Annotated in this window: 15 protein-coding genes; 9 read left to right on the top strand and 6 right to left on the bottom strand. The window is 39.2% G+C overall.

Annotated elements, in window-relative coordinates; all coding sequences use genetic code 11:
• Positions 1-5 precede the first annotated feature (5 nt).
• From prmC to aroG, 8 genes are all read left to right on the top strand, one after another.
• A complete protein-coding gene (prmC, locus tag P375_RS07395) occupies positions 6-872 on the top strand; it encodes a peptide chain release factor N(5)-glutamine methyltransferase (protein WP_039135864.1) in 867 nt (288 codons plus the stop codon).
• A gap of 1 nt (position 873) precedes the next feature.
• Entirely contained in the window at positions 874-1,716 is an 843-nt protein-coding gene (locus P375_RS07390; protein ID WP_039090390.1) for a SirB1 family protein, read from the top strand.
• 16 nt (positions 1,717-1,732) lie between these two features.
• Positions 1,733-2,587, top strand: a complete 855-nt coding sequence (gene kdsA, locus P375_RS07385; RefSeq protein WP_039135817.1) for a 3-deoxy-8-phosphooctulonate synthase — start codon at positions 1,733-1,735, stop codon at positions 2,585-2,587.
• 95 nt (positions 2,588-2,682) lie between these two features.
• A complete protein-coding gene (locus P375_RS07380) occupies positions 2,683-3,624 on the top strand; it encodes a 2-hydroxyacid dehydrogenase (RefSeq protein ID WP_039135816.1) in 942 nt (313 codons plus the stop codon).
• Positions 3,625-3,733: 109 nt separating this feature from the next.
• Positions 3,734-4,918 carry a lipoprotein-releasing ABC transporter permease subunit gene (locus tag P375_RS07375; RefSeq protein WP_039135815.1) on the top strand — a complete coding sequence of 395 codons (1,185 nt, stop codon included), beginning with the start codon at positions 3,734-3,736 and terminating at the stop codon, positions 4,916-4,918.
• Complete coding sequence (gene lolD, locus P375_RS07370) at positions 4,911-5,630, top strand: lipoprotein-releasing ABC transporter ATP-binding protein LolD (protein ID WP_084598500.1); 720 nt, start codon at positions 4,911-4,913, stop codon at positions 5,628-5,630. Before P375_RS07375 ends, lolD begins: the two co-directional genes overlap by 8 nt.
• The gene (gene lolE, locus P375_RS07365) at positions 5,630-6,880 is read left to right on the top strand and encodes a lipoprotein-releasing ABC transporter permease subunit LolE (protein WP_039135862.1); all 1,251 of its coding nucleotides are present in this window, start codon (positions 5,630-5,632) and stop codon (positions 6,878-6,880) included. The genes lolD and lolE overlap by 1 nt, the downstream gene beginning before the upstream one ends.
• A gap of 77 nt (positions 6,881-6,957) precedes the next feature.
• Entirely contained in the window at positions 6,958-8,046 is a 1,089-nt protein-coding gene (gene aroG / locus P375_RS07360; protein ID WP_039135814.1) for a 3-deoxy-7-phosphoheptulonate synthase AroG, read from the top strand.
• 282 nt (positions 8,047-8,328) lie between these two features.
• Here the strand turns inward: aroG and tsaB are convergent, their stop codons facing one another.
• On the bottom strand, positions 8,329-9,042 hold the full coding sequence (gene tsaB / locus P375_RS07355) for a tRNA (adenosine(37)-N6)-threonylcarbamoyltransferase complex dimerization subunit type 1 TsaB (RefSeq protein ID WP_039135813.1): 714 nt from the start codon (positions 9,040-9,042) through the stop codon (positions 8,329-8,331).
• The gene (locus P375_RS07350; protein WP_039135812.1) at positions 9,039-10,973 is read right to left on the bottom strand and encodes an ATP-dependent DNA helicase; all 1,935 of its coding nucleotides are present in this window, start codon (positions 10,971-10,973) and stop codon (positions 9,039-9,041) included. The genes tsaB and P375_RS07350 overlap by 4 nt, the downstream gene beginning before the upstream one ends.
• Positions 10,974-11,108: 135 nt before the next feature.
• Between P375_RS07350 and P375_RS07345 the strand changes: the two genes are divergently transcribed.
• Positions 11,109-11,936: a D-hexose-6-phosphate mutarotase gene (locus P375_RS07345; protein ID WP_039135811.1), complete on the top strand. Its 828-nt coding sequence runs from the start codon at positions 11,109-11,111 to the stop codon at positions 11,934-11,936.
• Between the two features lie 50 nt (positions 11,937-11,986).
• Here the strand turns inward: P375_RS07345 and P375_RS07340 are convergent, their stop codons facing one another.
• From P375_RS07340 to ppc, 4 genes are all read right to left on the bottom strand, one after another.
• Positions 11,987-12,307 (bottom strand): HI1450 family dsDNA-mimic protein, encoded by a 321-nt coding sequence (locus P375_RS07340; protein ID WP_039135810.1) that lies wholly within the window; start codon positions 12,305-12,307, stop codon positions 11,987-11,989.
• A 22-nt stretch (positions 12,308-12,329) separates the two neighbouring features.
• Positions 12,330-12,830, bottom strand: a complete 501-nt coding sequence (locus P375_RS07335) for a GNAT family N-acetyltransferase (RefSeq protein WP_039135809.1) — start codon at positions 12,828-12,830, stop codon at positions 12,330-12,332.
• Between the two features lie 15 nt (positions 12,831-12,845).
• Positions 12,846-13,394: a PadR family transcriptional regulator gene (locus P375_RS07330; protein ID WP_039135808.1), complete on the bottom strand. Its 549-nt coding sequence runs from the start codon at positions 13,392-13,394 to the stop codon at positions 12,846-12,848.
• Between the two features lie 108 nt (positions 13,395-13,502).
• On the bottom strand, positions 13,503-16,139 hold the full coding sequence (gene ppc / locus P375_RS07325; protein ID WP_039135807.1) for a phosphoenolpyruvate carboxylase: 2,637 nt from the start codon (positions 16,137-16,139) through the stop codon (positions 13,503-13,505).
• Between the last annotated feature and the right edge of the window lie 25 nt (positions 16,140-16,164).

Here is a 16,164-nt window from a genome sequence, read left to right as displayed (position 1 = left end):
CACGGCTGAGTTATCAACAGTGGCTACAGCGAGCGTCAGCTCAATTAAGAGCAGAGCAGAGTAGTGAGGGAGCGAAGATAGATGCAAACGCATTATTGTGTTTTGTGACTGGGAAAAGCAAAGCTCAAATTATGGCATTTGCGGAAACGCTATTAAGTGAAGAACAGCAGCAGCGATTAGATCTGTTGCTGCAACGCCGTCTGCAAGGGGAGCCGATCGCCTATATTCTTGGTGAAAAAGGATTTTGGAGTTTGGATTTATTGGTTTCGCCGGTAACGCTGATTCCAAGAGCCGATACCGAATGTTTGGTGGAAACAGCGTTATCGCTATTGCAGCTCTATTCAAGCGAAGTGGCGTTATCAATTTTAGATTTAGGCACAGGAACTGGGGCGATTGCGCTAGCGTTGGCATCTGAATTAACCCAACAAAAGCGAGATTATCGCATTATTGGCGTAGATCGTGTGGCAGAATCAGTGCTGTTGGCAAAACAAAATAGGCAACGTAACCATTTAACCAATGTTGAGTTTATGCAAAGTGACTGGTTTTCATCCTTGTCAACACAAAAATTTGATTTTATTGTCAGTAATCCACCTTATATTGCCGAAAATGATCCTCATCTTAAACAAGGGGATGTGCGTTTTGAGCCGTTATCCGCACTGGTAGCAAAAAAGGAAGGATTAGCGGATATTGAACGAATTATTGAGCAAGCAACTGCCTTTATGAATACCGGCGGATATTTGTTGATTGAGCACGGTTGGCAGCAGGCGGATGCAGTGCAGGCACTGTTTAAACGTTATAATTGGTGTGCAGTAAAAACCGTTTTAGATTATGGTGGCAATCAGCGTGTCACCTATGCAAAGTGGGATAGGTAGTATGGAAAAAAATAGAATAATAGATAATGATGAGGCGCTTAGAATCGCTTTAGAAAGAGAAAAAGCAGGGAAATATTTATTAAATCAACTTATCTCTTTTAACCAAATTATTGATGCCGATTTCAAGAAAAGCAGTATCTATTCCAGATTAGGGCATTTGATTCGTGAATTTGGCAAATTTATTGAAGGGGAAACAGATGTCAAAATGCGAGTACATCTGTTGCTTCAGTTTTTCTATGGAGAAAAAGGCTTTTTTTGTGATCGTGAAACCTATTTTCACGCCTCCAATCTGATGTTGCCCCACGTCTTTGCCACCAAAGAGGGAACGCCGGCAGTGTTAGGGTCAATATTACTTTTTATTGCCGCTAATTTTCATTTGCCGATACGTGGTGTGAATTTCCCAACACAATTTTTATTGCGGGTGGATGTGGATGATGAAGTTGCTTTTATCGACCCTTGGAACGGTAAATATGTTTCTCAGGAAACCATTCAAACGTGGTTGGAAGGCTATCTTGGCTTTGGCACACCGTTATCGGAAGAGTATGTTGGTGTAGGTGATTTAATTGATTTGGAAGATAGAATGTATCAAGTGCTAAAAAGCGCCTTAATTCGGGAAGGACGTAATGAACAGGCGTTAGCATTGATTGAACATCGTTTATCGGAAACGCCAGATGATCCTTATGAAATTCGAGATCGAGGGGTGGTTTATGGCAATATGGAATGTTTTCATTTGGCAGTGCCGGATTTAACCTATTTCATTGAGCAATGTCCACAAGATCCGGTAGCTCCGTTAATCAGATTACAATTACAGGATTTAAAACATATTCCTTATTCATTTCAATAAGTTATAGGAAATATTTATGCAAAATAAGATTATACAAGTAGGTAATATAGAAATTGCGAATGACAAACCGTTTGTGCTGTTCGGCGGTATGAATGTGTTGGAAAGTCGTGATATGGCGATGCAAGTTTGTGAACAATATGTTAAAGTGACAGACAAGTTAAACGTGCCGTATATTTTTAAAGCCTCTTTTGATAAAGCGAACCGTTCTTCAATCCATTCTTATCGTGGCCCTGGAATGGAAGAAGGTTTAAAAATTTTTGAAGAATTAAAGCAAACTTTCGGTGTTAACATCATTACCGATGTTCACGAAGTTTATCAATGTCAACCGGTTGCTGAAGTGGTGGATATTATTCAATTGCCGGCGTTTTTAGCTCGCCAGACCGATTTAGTAGAAGCAATGGCACGCACCGATGCTGTGATTAATGTGAAAAAACCGCAGTTTTTAAGTCCGGGGCAAATGGGAAATATCGTTGAAAAAATTAAAGAGTGTGGCAATGATAAAGTGATTTTGTGTGATCGAGGTACTAATTTTGGTTACGACAATTTAGTGGTAGATATGTTAGGTTTCAGTATTATGAAACAGGTGTCGAAAGGTTGCCCTGTTATTTTTGATGTAACGCATTCTTTACAGTGCAGAGATCCATTTGGTGCAGCATCAGGCGGTCGTCGCGCACAGGTTACTGAATTAGCAAGATCTGGTTTGGCAGTTGGTTTGGCAGGATTGTTTTTGGAGGCTCATCCAGAACCAGCAAAAGCAAAATGTGATGGGCCTTCCGCATTGCCTTTAGATAAACTTGAACCGTTTGTAGCGCAAATGAAAGCGGTGGATGATTTAGTGAAAAGTTTTGCGGAGTTAGATACTTCAAATTAAGACAATTTGCGATCAATGCGATAGAAATGCGTTTACGTTTACTAGTAACGTTAAATAAAAAGTGTATCATTTCTGACTAATATAAGGAGCCGAATATGAAAATTGTATTTTTAGACAGTACCGCTATTCCTAAGCATATCCCGATTCCTCGTCCTAAGTTTGAACACGAATGGGTGGAATATGAATATACTTCGGCAGATCAGGTGATTGAACGAATGCAAAATGCGGAAATCGCAGTCACCAGTAAGGTGATTTTTAGTCGAGAAGTGATGCAGCAATTGCCAAAATTGAAACTGATTGCTATCACAGCGACCGGAACTAATAATGTTGATCTTAATGCAGCAAAAGAATTGGGTATTACCGTTAAAAATGTTAGCGGATATTCTTCTGTTACCGTACCTGAACACGTTCTTGGTATGATTTATGCTTTACGCCACAGTTTGATGGGGTGGTATCGCGATCAGCTCAGCGATAAATGGGTGGACTGTAAGCAATTTTGTTATTTTGATTATCCGATAAAAGATGTAAAAGGCTCAGTATTAGGTATTTTGGGTCGTGGTAATTTAGGTTGTGAAGTCGGACGTTTGGCAGAACTGCTCGGAATGAAAGTATTGTTCGCTGAACATCGAGGTGCAGAAACTATCCGTGAAGGCTATACCAAATTTGAAGATGTTTTGGCTCAAGCCGATATTATTACCTTGCATTGTCCATTGACTGAAACCACACAAAATTTAATCAATCGTGAAACATTGGCACTTTGTAAGGATGGTGCTTTATTGATCAATACCGGTCGTGGTCCGTTGGTGGATGAACAGGCAGTGTTTGAAGCACTATCTTCCGGAAAATTGTCAGGTGCCGCATTGGATGTGATGCGTCAAGAGCCACCGGAAAAAGGCAATGTTTTAATGGAGGCGGCGAAACGTTTACCAAATTTATTGATTACTCCACATATTGCGTGGGCATCAGATTCTGCGGTAACCACTTTGGTGAATAAAGTTACACAAAATATTGAAGAGTTTGTCGCAACAGGTAAATGAGTATTGACACTATAACAGATACGAATGAAATAATGGGTGTGTTTTTGCACCCATAATTTTTATTAAATTTAAACAAAAGAGCTATTTAGGGTAAAAAATAAGGAAAATTATGTCGGTAAACGTCCCATTAATGGTGGCATTACGTTATTGGCGATCCAAAAGTGGTGATCGTTTTGGTCGCTTAGTTACACGTTTGGCAGGTGTCGGAATTACCTTAGGCGTTATGGCATTAATTATTGTATTATCGGTAATGAACGGATTAGAAGATTACCAGAAACAGAATGTACTGGAGAATATTCCGCAAGCGATCATTACCCCACAACAGTCGCCATTCTCTTTAACGCAAGATCAACTACCGAAATTACCAGATTTTGTTACTAAAGTTGTGCCGATTAATCGAGCAAATGTGATTATGCAAAGCAGTGATGGTTTAAGTGCAGCGCAATTAATTGGGGTACAACAGCGTCAGGATGACCCGTTATTAAGCGGTGTTGATGAGAAATTGGCAACACTGATACCACCGGGGGAGTTTAATCTGATCATCGGAGCACAACTTGCGCGTCAAAATAAATTGGTTGTCGGCGATAAAGTACGGTTATTGATTCCGGAAAACAGTGTTTATACGCCGTTAGGGCGTATGCCGATGCAGCGTCTGTTCACAGTGGCAGCGATTTATCCTGACTGGAGTGCAGATAATCAGATCTTTGCTGCTTTGCAGGATGTGGGTAGATTATTACGTTTAAAGCCGGATCAAGTGCAGGGGCAACGTCTGTTTTTACAAGACCCTTTCTTAATTACTGAATTACCGCACTATTTCCCACGTGATAAATGGCAGATCGATGATTGGCGCAGTCAAAAAGGGGAATTTTTCCAGTCGGTGAAAATGGAAAAAAATATGATGTCGCTGTTGGTCGGTCTTATTATTTTGGTGGCGATTGCCAATATTGTAACGTCATTAAGCTTAATGGTATTGGACAAACAGAGTGAAATTGCCATTTTACAAACGCAAGGTTTTACCCGTTTGCAGGTGATGGCGATTTTTATCTATCAAGGGATGTTGATTGGGTTTTTAAGCACTCTTATTGGAGCAATATTGGGCATATTATCCGCCAATTACCTCACACCTGTTCTTAGCTGGTTTGATTCGTTAAGTTTTCCGTTACCAACCGTAATAGATCCGGAACAGATTATCGTGATCATTTTATTTTCATTAACTTTATCTTTTATTTCAACGCTTTATCCGGCATATCGAGCTGCAAAAATTGAACCGGCGGAGGCGTTACGCTATGAGTAAATTTATGACAGATACCACTAATCAGATACAACCTTTGTTGGCGTGCCGGCAGCTTTCTAAGACTTATCAAGAGGGCGACAAGGCAACGACTGTGTTACAGAATATCTCTTTTCAGTTATATCGAGGCGATTTAACCGCCATTGTCGGCAGTTCCGGATCAGGGAAAAGTACGTTATTGCATCTGTTGGGCGGATTGGATAAACCCTCTTCGGGTGAGGTTTTTTTGAACGGTAAACAATTATCTACACTTTCTGACCGTCAGGTCGCACAGCTACGCAATCGCCATTTAGGATTCGTCTATCAATTTCACCATTTAATGGCAGATTTCACTGCATTAGAAAATGTGGCAATGCCAATATTGATTGCTGGAAAAGATCGCCGAGAAGCTTACCAACAGGCGGAGGTTATGTTAACAGCAGTGGGTTTGACGCATCGCATTAATCATCGTCCTTCGGCACTATCTGGCGGTGAACGACAACGAGTTGCTATCGCCAGAGCATTGGTGAATAATCCTGACTTAGTGTTGGCGGATGAACCAACTGGTAATCTTGATCAAAAAACAACAGAAAATATTTTTGAATTAATTCAACAACTTAATCAAGAAAAAAACATTGCATTTTTATTAGTGACACACGATCTATCATTAGCGGCAAAATTACAGAAAAGATATCTTATGCGTGACGGGACACTTAGCATAGAGGAATGTTTATGATGAGTACGCCGTTTTTTATCAGCTGGCGTTATCAGCGAGCGAAACAGAAAAATCGCTTGGTTTCATTGATTTCGTGGTTTTCAACCTTAGGCATTGCGTTAGGTGTTGCTGTTTTAATTATTGGCTTAAGTGCAATGAACGGCTTTCAACGAGAATTGGATCAACGCATTTTGGCGGTTGTGCCACATATTGATATTAGTGGTTATCAGCAAGAGCCGATTCAAAATTGGCAAAAATTAGTACAAGCATTGCATACGAACAGAGAGATTAAAGGCATTTCGCCTTATGTAACTTTCACTACTTTGGCGGAAGCTGGCGGTAAATTGAAAGTGATTCAGGTGAAAGGCATTGAGCCTAAATTATTGCAACAAGTGAGTGCAGTTGGGCAATTTGTGTTGGATGGGCATTGGCAAACTTTTTCCGAAAAAAATCAAGGAATTATATTAGGTTATGGCATTGCTAAAGATCTCAATGTTAATGTCGGTGATTGGGTGTCGTTATTGGTATCTAATCAAAATCAGCAAGAACTTAACAAAATGACACAACCTCAACGCCACCGTTTGCAGGTTGCTGGAATTTTGCGTTTAGACGGACAGCTAGATCACAGCTATGCGTTTATTCCATTAGCATTGGCGCAACAATATCTTGATTATCAACCTACACAGGTAAGTGGTGTTGAGGTCGCAGTTTATTCACCTTTTGCTGTCAATAATTTTGATTTTTCCTCACTAGCAGATTATCCACAAGTGTTAACAGCACACAGCTGGATAGAGCGTTTCGGTTATATGTATCGTGATATTTCGCTAATCAAAACCGTGATGTATCTTGCAATGGTGTTGGTGATTGGTATTGCTTGTTTTAATATTATTTCTACCTTAATTATGTCTGTGAAAGACAAACAGGGGGACATTGCCATTTTGCGTACATTAGGTGCTAACAGTGGTTTTATACGCCGAATTTTCCTCTGGTATGGCTTATTTTCCGGAATGAAAGGCTGCTTATTGGGAATTATTTTGGGTATTGTGGTTGCACTGAATTTAACCGAGATTATTTACACTATTGAGAAAATTCTCCATACTAAAATTTTATCGGATGGCGTTTATTTTATTGATTTTATGCCGAGTGAATTGCATTTCAGTGATGTTGGTTTGGTATTTGTTGCTACTTTGCTATTAAGTTTGCTTGCCTCACTTTATCCGGCAATTCGTGCAGCAAAATTACAACCGGCGAAAGTTTTAAATAATCATTAGAAAAGTGTTGAAAATAAAACATTATATGCTAGTATTTGCACTAGTTTAGTAGTACATAAAAACAAGAGAGTATTTAAATGGCAGTGATTAAAAAAGATATTCGTATTGAAAACGATGATGTTCGTATTGCAAAAGTAGAGCAACTTCTTCCCCCGATTGCATTATTGGAAAAATATCCGGCAAGTAAAGTCGCAGCAAAAACCGTTAAACAGGCTCGCCAAGCAGTACATAATATTTTACACAAAGAAGATGATCGCTTATTGGTTGTTATTGGGCCTTGTTCAATTCACGATCCTGAAGCAGCATTGGATTATGCGAAACGTTTAAAAGTGTTGCGTGAAGAATTGAAAGGTGAACTGGAAGTGATTATGCGTGTCTATTTTGAAAAACCACGCACAACTGTGGGTTGGAAAGGTTTAATTAACGATCCTCATCTAGATCACACTTATGCTCTTAATGATGGCTTAAGAATGGCACGTAAATTATTATCAGATATTAATGATCTTGAAGTGCCATCAGCCGGTGAGTTTTTAGATATGATCACACCACAATATATTGCTGATTTTATGAGCTGGGGGGCAATCGGCGCAAGAACCACTGAATCTCAAGTGCATCGTGAATTAGCCTCTGGTTTATCTTGTGCGGTTGGTTTCAAAAACGGTACTAACGGTGGTGTAAAAATTGCGTTAGATGCTATTGGTGCAGCAGAATCAGGACACTATTTCTTGTCTGTTACCAAATTTGGTCATTCTGCGATTGTGGCTACAAAAGGAAACAATGATTGTCATATTATTTTACGTGGTGGCGATAAAGGTCCGAATTACTCAAAAGAACACGTCTTAAAAGTGGCGAATGACATTGAAAAAAGTGGCAGAATCCCACACGTAATGATCGATTTTAGCCACGCAAACAGTTCAAAACAGTTCAAAAAACAACTTGAAGTGTGTGATGATGTTTGTCGTCAATTAAGCGAAGGTTCAACCCATATTTTCGGGGTAATGATTGAAAGCAACCTTGTTGAAGGTCGTCAGGATATTATTGATGGTAAAAACTCATTGGTTTATGGGCAAAGCGTCACTGATGCTTGCATTGGCTGGGAAGATACCGAAAAATTGTTATATGATCTTGCCGAAGCCGTGAAAGCTAGACGTGCAAAACTTGCTTAGTTATTTTCAAAATATGAGGTAATACGGGGTGAAATATTTCACCCCGAATTTTTTCTGAATACAATTTAAAACCTCGCTCTTTATGGTAGGGTTAGCTGTTCTTTTAGTCTTTTCTAATCAGTATTTATTGTTTGATGGTTAGTTTGTTAAATATCAAAATGTATGAAGTTTTATAGAAAGAATAAAGAACATTTAGATGAATTTTCATTCTCCGGTGAGCAAATAAGTCTCTTAAAATTCAAAAAATGATGGTATGTAAATTAGCAACCATCATTTTTTTAATTATTCTCTTCCCGGAAGTTTTTTCCAAGTGACTTCATTGCGTAAATAGACCGGCTCTAGTGCGGTGGCAGATATGGACTCATTTTTTGCATATAATAATTTTGCTATAGATAACATATATTTAGCAGAAGGTAATATGATGTCGCTTTCCTTTGCGGAAACAACGGAAAGAGCAGGATATGCTGACCAACCGCTACCAACTTTAAGGGTGTTCTTATAATCTCCTGTTAATTGTAAAAACAAATTTTGCGGAGCAATAACCTGTTCTTCAATAATAGTTTGCCAATGATCATATTGTACGCCGTCCAAAATAACTGCCTGATATTGCAGTTGTGAAAAATAGACTTCATTCATTCTGGCATCAATAGCACTTAACACGCTTTTTGCTTGTTGTTGCTCATAAGCGGCTTGTGCCATAGCGGTTAATGTTGAGACAGGGTAGAGCGGTAAATCTGCACCCAACGCCAACCCTTGCGCAACAGAAACGCCAACACGTACACCGGTAAAACTGCCGGGACCACGCCCTAATACAATACCATCAACTTGCGTTAATTTGATTCCGGATTGTTGCAGTAATTGATCTATCATCGGCAAAATACGTTGTGTATGTGTGCGTTGTGCGATTTCATCGAAAAAGGTGATTTCATCGTTAAAGAGTAGTGCAACGGAACAGGCTTCGGTTGAAGTGTCCAATGCGAGTAAAGTTGGTTTCATTCTGTTTTATCCTTAATTTTTTGCAAAAAATTGATGACTTTAGTTAAATCCCGAGTGCGTTTCGCCGGTGGCAGGCTTTGTAAAAATTGCTGGCCATAAGGGCGTGTTACAATACGAGAATCACAAATGATGATTGCACCGCGATCATTAATATCGCGAATTAAACGCCCTACACCCTGTTTTAAAGTAATAATGGTTTCAGGAATTTGAATATCATTAAACGGATCACCGCCTTGTAAACGACAATCTTCAATTCGTGCTTTTAGTAGCGGTTCGTCCGGTGAAGCAAATGGCAATTTGTCAATAATTACCAAAGAAAGTGCATCGCCACGAACATCAATGCCTTCCCAAAAACTTTGGGTTGCGACCAGCACGCTGTGCTTGTTTTGTGTGAATTGTTGCAATAATTTGCTTTTATTGGTTTCGCCTTGCAATAACACATTTAACTGACTGTGTTGGCGAAAGTAATCGGCAAAGCCTTTCATCATAAAAATTGAGGTGCAAAGCACAAAACAATTTCCTTGATTAGCTTCAATAATCGGTAACAGTATTTGGGCTAATTGTTGTAGCGTGTTGCCACGGTTGCTTGCCGGCAGAAAACGTGGAATGCAGAGCAGTGCCTGTTGTTCATAATTGAACGGGCTATGCAAAATTTTCTTCTGTGCGTTGATAATGCCTAACTCGGCAGCGAAATGGGAAAAATTATCGCCGGAATCTAGTGTGGCAGAAGTGAAAATCCACGCTGCTTGCTGTTTTTCCAGTTGTAGCTGAAATTTATCGGCAATAGTCAATGGTGTGATGTGTAGACTGAATTGTTTGCCAAACGTTTCAAACCAGTAACAGTAACCAACTTGTTGTACCTGTGCTAAACGGTCGCTTAATTTTATTAAATCTTCAATGCGTTCGATAATGCGATCTAATGTTTCGTTACGCTTTTCTCCTTTTTTTGCTACTTCCAGTAGAAATTTCAATTTATCTTGTAGTTGCTGAAAAGCTTTGACAATTTCATCTTTGGCAAAGAGTTGCCGTAAATCACCACGTTGGTTATCCAATCCAAAAGTTAAACGGAAATCTTGAGTAATTTTTTCCAATAAATCACTTGCTTTGCCTAATTGCGTCATATCTTTCAGTTCAGAGCGGTAAACTAGATTCACATCACGACAAAGTTCAAAAATTTGGCGAGAACTGAGAGTTTCACCAAAATATTGGCAGGCGACAGTAGGCAATTGGTGAGCTTCATCAAAAATAATAACATCGGCATTGGGAATGAGTTCTCCGAAACCGTTCTCCTTAATCGCCATATCAGCGAAAAAGAGATGATGATTGATGACGACTAAATCGGCTTCAATCGCTTTTTGACGAGCTTTTAACACAAAACAATCTTTATAAAACGGGCAATCCGCACCAAGGCAGCTTTCTGTAGTGCTAGTCAGTTGTGGAATAATGGCACTGTCTTCCGGCAGTGCATTACACTCGCTTAAATCGCCGGATTTTGTTGCATTGCGCCATTTTTGCACCGCTTTTAAATCTTTTAATAGCGAACGATCACCTAAAATACCGCGATGGTAGATTTTATCCAACCGATCTAAACAGAGATAATTTGCTCTTCCTTTAAGTAGAGCGATTTTACCATCAAACTTCATAGCCTTAATAATAGTGGGGAGATCACGCTGAAACAGCTGATCTTGCAAATTTTTAGAACCGGTGGAAATAATGGTTTTTTCTTTATTGAGCAGTGCTGGAATTAAATAGGCGAAAGTTTTGCCTGTGCCTGTGCCGGCTTCAACAATGAGTTGTGATTGTTTTTCTATTGTATTTAATACGGCTGTTGCCATCTCAAGCTGTTCAAGGCGAGGTTGAAATTTGGCGATAGATTTACTGAGTAAGCCATCAGTGGAGAAAATTTGTTGTAGTTGTTGGATTTTTGACATTTTTACCAGTAATTTTTTAGAAAAGTTTTAACTATCTCAATAAATGGGAGAATTTTCAGATTATAACTTTTTTTCACGCACTAATCGATCTATGCTAGCACCAATATTTTCCGATTATTTTTTGAGGTATAAATAATGACATTTTCGCTGTTAAACAAAATGCAGTTTATTGAACAGATTCATCCCAATATTTCTCTGCAACGCTATAATGAAATTTCGATGATTGTGGTGGAACACGAAACCGGTCGGGCGATTGTTTCGTTGCAGGGGGCGCAATTATTAAGCTGGCAACCTAAGTATGCGGCGCAGGATATATTATGGTTGAGTGATGCAGAACCTTTTAAACAAGGAATTGCAATTCGTGGTGGTATACCGATCTGTTATCCGTGGTTTGGTGCAAATGGCGAACCGGCACACGGTTTTGCGCGCTTGCGGCAATGGGTGTTGAGTGATTGGCAAGTATCCGAACACGAAGTGAAGTTAATTTTTGGGCTATATTCCGAAAATAATATTGCGATTGCGCGAGTAAGAATGGCATTTTCTGAAGACTGCCGTGTTAAATTCACCCAATTGGATAACAGCGAAGCACAAGTGGCATTGCATACTTATTTTAATATTGGTGATATTGAGAAAACCACAATTTTTGGGCTACCTAAACATTGCTTTGATTCTGCCGCCAAAGAGGAGATTGATGTGGCATCACCATTGTCTATTCATCAACATACTGATTATATATATTCTGGTGAAAACCGTATTAATCATATTGAAGATAAGGCAAATGCGCGTTTTATTGAGGTGGAACATCATAATGCGAGCAATGTTGTGGTATGGAATCCGTGGCATAAAGCGACCAGTGCGATGAACGAATATGGATACCGCACAATGCTTTGTGTAGAAACTGCACGGATTGATCAAAAGATTAAACAGGATGATTCAGTTGAAGTGCGTATTGCACAACAATAGTCAACAAAAATCTGTCTAACGGTTAACAGTTAGGCAGATTTTTATTTATATTATTCTTTCCAAATAATGTGATATTGACGATCCTGTTCTTGATGTGAAATCAAAATTTTGGCAAAAATATCATCCATTTCATCATTATCATTAATTAATCCAACCCAGACTTCAGCAAATTCATCAGGATCAATCAATACACCGATTTCATTGTCCCAATTATCACTGGTTTCAACCATTTCAACTGCACCACGTTGCTCAAATTGAAGGTTAAACAATATAATATCAGCAGGATCAAGATTTTCTGGCGCCATTTCAAGAAAAATATCATAGGCGATATCGATTGCTGTATCCGGATCGAGTTTTTGAATTTCAGTCATAAAAATACCTGTGTAAGTGAAATTAAACTAATAGCTCATAAATATGAACATCTAAAAATTGTTCGTGTTTGTAGCCGACCTGATGCAGTGTTCCGACTTTATTAAAACCGAATTTTTGGTGTAAAGTAATACTTGCTAAATTGGTTCCTGTAATTAATGATACGATTAAATGGGTGGCGGAATTTTTTTTAGCCAGCTCAATAATGGCACTCATTAATTGTGAGGCGATACCTTGCCGTCTTGCCGATGGTGCAATATAAACAGAAAGTTCAACTGTTGAATTGTATGCTGCTTTTTCCGCATAGCGAGAGAGTGAGGCATAACCAAGCACTTCACCGTCACGTTCGGCAATCAATAGTGGATGATTATTTTTGTTGTGTTCATCAAACCAACTTTGTCTTTCCATAAGTGACTTAGGCTGTAAATCAAAGGTGGCAACACCATTAATGATTTCGTGATTATAAATGTCTAGTAATGCTAGTAAATCCTGCTGTTGTGCTGGTCTAATAATCGTAATAGGCATCTTTTTCTCCTTTTATTATTTCTGTTGCAACAACTGTAGCATAGGCAATAGATCCTGTTCCAACCATTGTAGATTGACATATTCTTGGCGAATGCTACGCTTTAGCAACAGAATCATTAACGTATCATAAAGTGTTTTTTCCTCAAGCAGTTCTAATTCCTGCATCAATTTTTGCATATTTTGGATATTTTGCTGATGAGCAAGCTGTCGTTTTTTTACTGCGCTGAATGCCATTTGCGGATGACATTTCAATGCTGCCAAAATGCGAGAGATAAACTCATCTCGTAAAATTCCGTTTGTTAGCGTGCTTTCCAATAGCCATTTTTTCAGCTGTTGTTCACCCTGATCGGTTAATTGATACTCTTTGCGATCAGGTTTCCCTTGTTGGAAATGCAATGAAAAAGAGATTAACCCCTGTTTTTCTAATAAATTTAATTCTCGATATACCTGCTGATGAGTTGCTTGCCAGATTAATCCATAAGTTTGTGAAAATTTTTTACTGATATCATAACCGGTGGCAGCTTGATGTGCCAAAATTGAAAGTATTGTATGAGATAACGCCATAACTGTTTAGGATAAATAAGAATGGCGATATTTTACTGAATTTAGGCAGATTTATATAGTTAAAAAACGGTAGTAAAATTCACCACCGTTTTATTTGTTTTGCTAAAATTATCCTGTATTACGCATTCCGGCAGCAATACCGGTAATGGTAATCATCAAAGCTTGTTCTAAAGCGTGGTTATTTTCACCACTACGTAATCGATGCAATAATTCCACCTGCAACAGATTGAGAGGATCGGTATAAATATTGCGCAATTTAATCGATTCAGCAATCCACGGTAGATCCGCCATTAAACGGTCTTCGTGTGAAAGTGAAAGCAAGGTTTGAAGATCAGCTTTCAGTTGTTCACGTAATGATTCTCCTAAGTACCACAGATTTTCCGGTACTAAGCGTTGATCATAATATTCAGCTAACCATAAGTCGGTTTTACTGAATACCATTTCGACCATTCCGATACGAGTAGAAAAAAATGGCCAGGACTTACACATCTCTTCAATGGTTTCTCTTTTACCTTGTTCAAATAACGTGCGTAATGATGCACCTACGCCAAGCCACGCTGGTAGCATTAAGCGATTTTGCATCCAAGCAAAAATCCAAGGAATAGCTCGTAAACTTTCGACACCACCGGTTGGGTTTCTTTTTGCGGGACGAGAACCAAGAGGTAATCTTGAAAGTTCTTGTTCTGGTGTTGCTGCACGGAAATAGGGTACAAAGTTGGCATTACTACGAACCACTTGTCTATAAATTTTACAAGAAGTGTCGGAAAGTTCATTCATAATTTCACGCCAACCCTGTTTTGGGTTTGGTGGTGGTAATAGATTGGCTTCTAAAACAGCACTAGCATAAAGATCTAAGCTTTGTACAGCCACTTCCGGCAACCCCAATTTGAAACGAATCATTTCACCTTGTTCGGTTACGCGTAAACCATTTTTTAAAGATTTAGGTGGTTGAGAGAGCAGCGCAGCGTGAGCTGGAGCTCCACCACGACCGATAGTACCGCCACGTCCGTGGAACAGTGTTAACTCGATACCGCGATCTTCACAAAGATTGACCAATGCTTCTTGAGCGCGATATTGCGCCCAAGAAGCAGCCATCATTCCGGCATCTTTGGCAGAATCGGAATAGCCGATCATAATCATCTGTTTATTATTTATAATGCCCCGATACCAGCCAATATCAAATAATTGCTGCATTACAGTTTCAGCATTATCCAAATCATCCAAAGTTTCAAATAGTGGTACTACCGGCAATGCACGTTTAATGCCAGCTTCTTTTAGCAGAAGGTGAACAGCCAATACATCAGAAGCTGTGCGTGCCATTGAAATAATGTAGCAAGAAATAATACCGTGTGGTTGTTGTGCCACAATTTTGCAGGTATCTAAAATTTCTTTTGTTTCTGCCGAAGGATGCCAATCTTGTGGAATTAATGGGCGGCGAGAACTTAATTCACGAATCAGGAATGCCTGTTTATCATCTTCACTCCATTGTGAATAGTCGCCTAGACCGATGTATCGAGTAATTTCAGCAATAGCTTGTTCGTGGCGAGAACTTTCTTGACGAATATCCAAACGAGAGAGAGTAACACCAAAACAACGAATACGGCGTAAGCAGTCAAGTAATAAGCCGTTAGCAATAATCCGCATTCCGCAAGCACATAGTGATTGATAGCAGTCGTATAGTGGCTGCCATAATTGTTCATCAGTAGTAATAATCTGTTCCAGATGAATTGTTGGTGTACGGTTAGCCAATTTATCATCAAAATAATTTAGGGTGTTGTTAAGACGAACACGAAGATCTTTTACTACTGTTCGGTATGGTTCCTCGTGATCACCATATTTTTGTATAAATTCAGGAGAGCATTCAATCATAGAGAGTTCATCAGAAAGCTGCTGAATATCAGTGAGGAATAGTTCTGCCGCTTTCCAACGAGCCAAATATAAAACTTTTTGCGTAACTTCAGCTGTAACAAATGGATTGCCGTCACGGTCGCCACCCATCCAAGAGGAGAAACGAACAGGGGCTAAATCAACAGGTAATTGAAATTGTAGATGTTGTTCCAAATTCTGATTTAATTGACGCAAAAATTGTGGCACAGCAGACCATAAGCTATTTTCAATAACGGCAAATCCCCATTTAGCTTCTTCAAATGGAGTAGGGCGTTGCGTACGAATTTCATTGGTGTGCCAAGCCTGAGCGATTAATTGCAATAGACGGCGTTCAATTTGTTGGCGTTCAAGAGCGGTTAAATCGGCATTTTCCAATTTACGCAGACAGTTATTGATTTCGACATATTTATGCACTAAAGAACGGCGAGTGACTTCGGTCGGATGTGCGGTTAATACTAGTTCAACCAACAGTTGTTGAATGGCTTCAATTATCTGCTGTTTTGAAATGCTGCTATCCTGTTTTAAACGGTCAAGCAAGGCGGCGATAGAACGTTCCGACATTACCTCATCAGTATGGTGACGAGAAATAGTTTGGTATTGTTCGGCAATATTCGTGAGGTTTAAAAATTGACTGAAAGCACGAGCCACCGGAATGATATTATCAGGTGAGATATTTTCTAATGTTTGTAACAGCTGTTGGCGTGCCTGTTCATCGCCGGAACGAGAACTTTTTGATAAAATTCTTATTTTTTCAATAAGTTGAAGAATATCATTTCCTTGAGCATCGCTGATAGTTTCACCAAGTAGATGTCCAAGCATATTGATATTGTTGCGCATTGCGGAATATTGTTCGATCATTGTTGTACCTCATTTCACTTTCCAT

Source organism: Gallibacterium genomosp. 2, assembly GCF_000771895.1.
Taxonomy (GTDB): Bacteria; Pseudomonadota; Gammaproteobacteria; order Enterobacterales; family Pasteurellaceae; genus Gallibacterium.
Note: the sequence above shows the minus strand (reverse complement) of the source record. Positions and strands in the feature narration are given on the sequence as shown.

Excerpts from the sequence above, each read along its gene's own strand:
- P375_RS07390 (WP_039090390.1), top strand. The coding sequence starts at position 874 with ATGGAAAAAAATAGAATAATAGATAATGATGAGGCGCTTAGAATCGCT.
- kdsA (WP_039135817.1), top strand. The coding sequence starts at position 1,733 with ATGCAAAATAAGATTATACAAGTAGGTAATATAGAAATTGCGAATGAC.
- P375_RS07380 (WP_039135816.1), top strand. The coding sequence starts at position 2,683 with ATGAAAATTGTATTTTTAGACAGTACCGCTATTCCTAAGCATATCCCG.
- P375_RS07375 (WP_039135815.1), top strand. The coding sequence starts at position 3,734 with ATGTCGGTAAACGTCCCATTAATGGTGGCATTACGTTATTGGCGATCC.
- lolD (WP_084598500.1), top strand. The coding sequence starts at position 4,911 with ATGAGTAAATTTATGACAGATACCACTAATCAGATACAACCTTTGTTG.
- lolE (WP_039135862.1), top strand. The coding sequence starts at position 5,630 with ATGAGTACGCCGTTTTTTATCAGCTGGCGTTATCAGCGAGCGAAACAG.
- aroG (WP_039135814.1), top strand. The coding sequence starts at position 6,958 with ATGGCAGTGATTAAAAAAGATATTCGTATTGAAAACGATGATGTTCGT.
- tsaB (WP_039135813.1), bottom strand. The coding sequence starts at position 9,042 with ATGAAACCAACTTTACTCGCATTGGACACTTCAACCGAAGCCTGTTCC.
- P375_RS07350 (WP_039135812.1), bottom strand. The coding sequence starts at position 10,973 with ATGTCAAAAATCCAACAACTACAACAAATTTTCTCCACTGATGGCTTA.
- P375_RS07345 (WP_039135811.1), top strand. The coding sequence starts at position 11,109 with ATGACATTTTCGCTGTTAAACAAAATGCAGTTTATTGAACAGATTCAT.
- P375_RS07340 (WP_039135810.1), bottom strand. The coding sequence starts at position 12,307 with ATGACTGAAATTCAAAAACTCGATCCGGATACAGCAATCGATATCGCC.
- P375_RS07335 (WP_039135809.1), bottom strand. The coding sequence starts at position 12,830 with ATGCCTATTACGATTATTAGACCAGCACAACAGCAGGATTTACTAGCA.
- P375_RS07330 (WP_039135808.1), bottom strand. The coding sequence starts at position 13,394 with ATGGCGTTATCTCATACAATACTTTCAATTTTGGCACATCAAGCTGCC.
- ppc (WP_039135807.1), bottom strand. The coding sequence starts at position 16,139 with ATGATCGAACAATATTCCGCAATGCGCAACAATATCAATATGCTTGGA.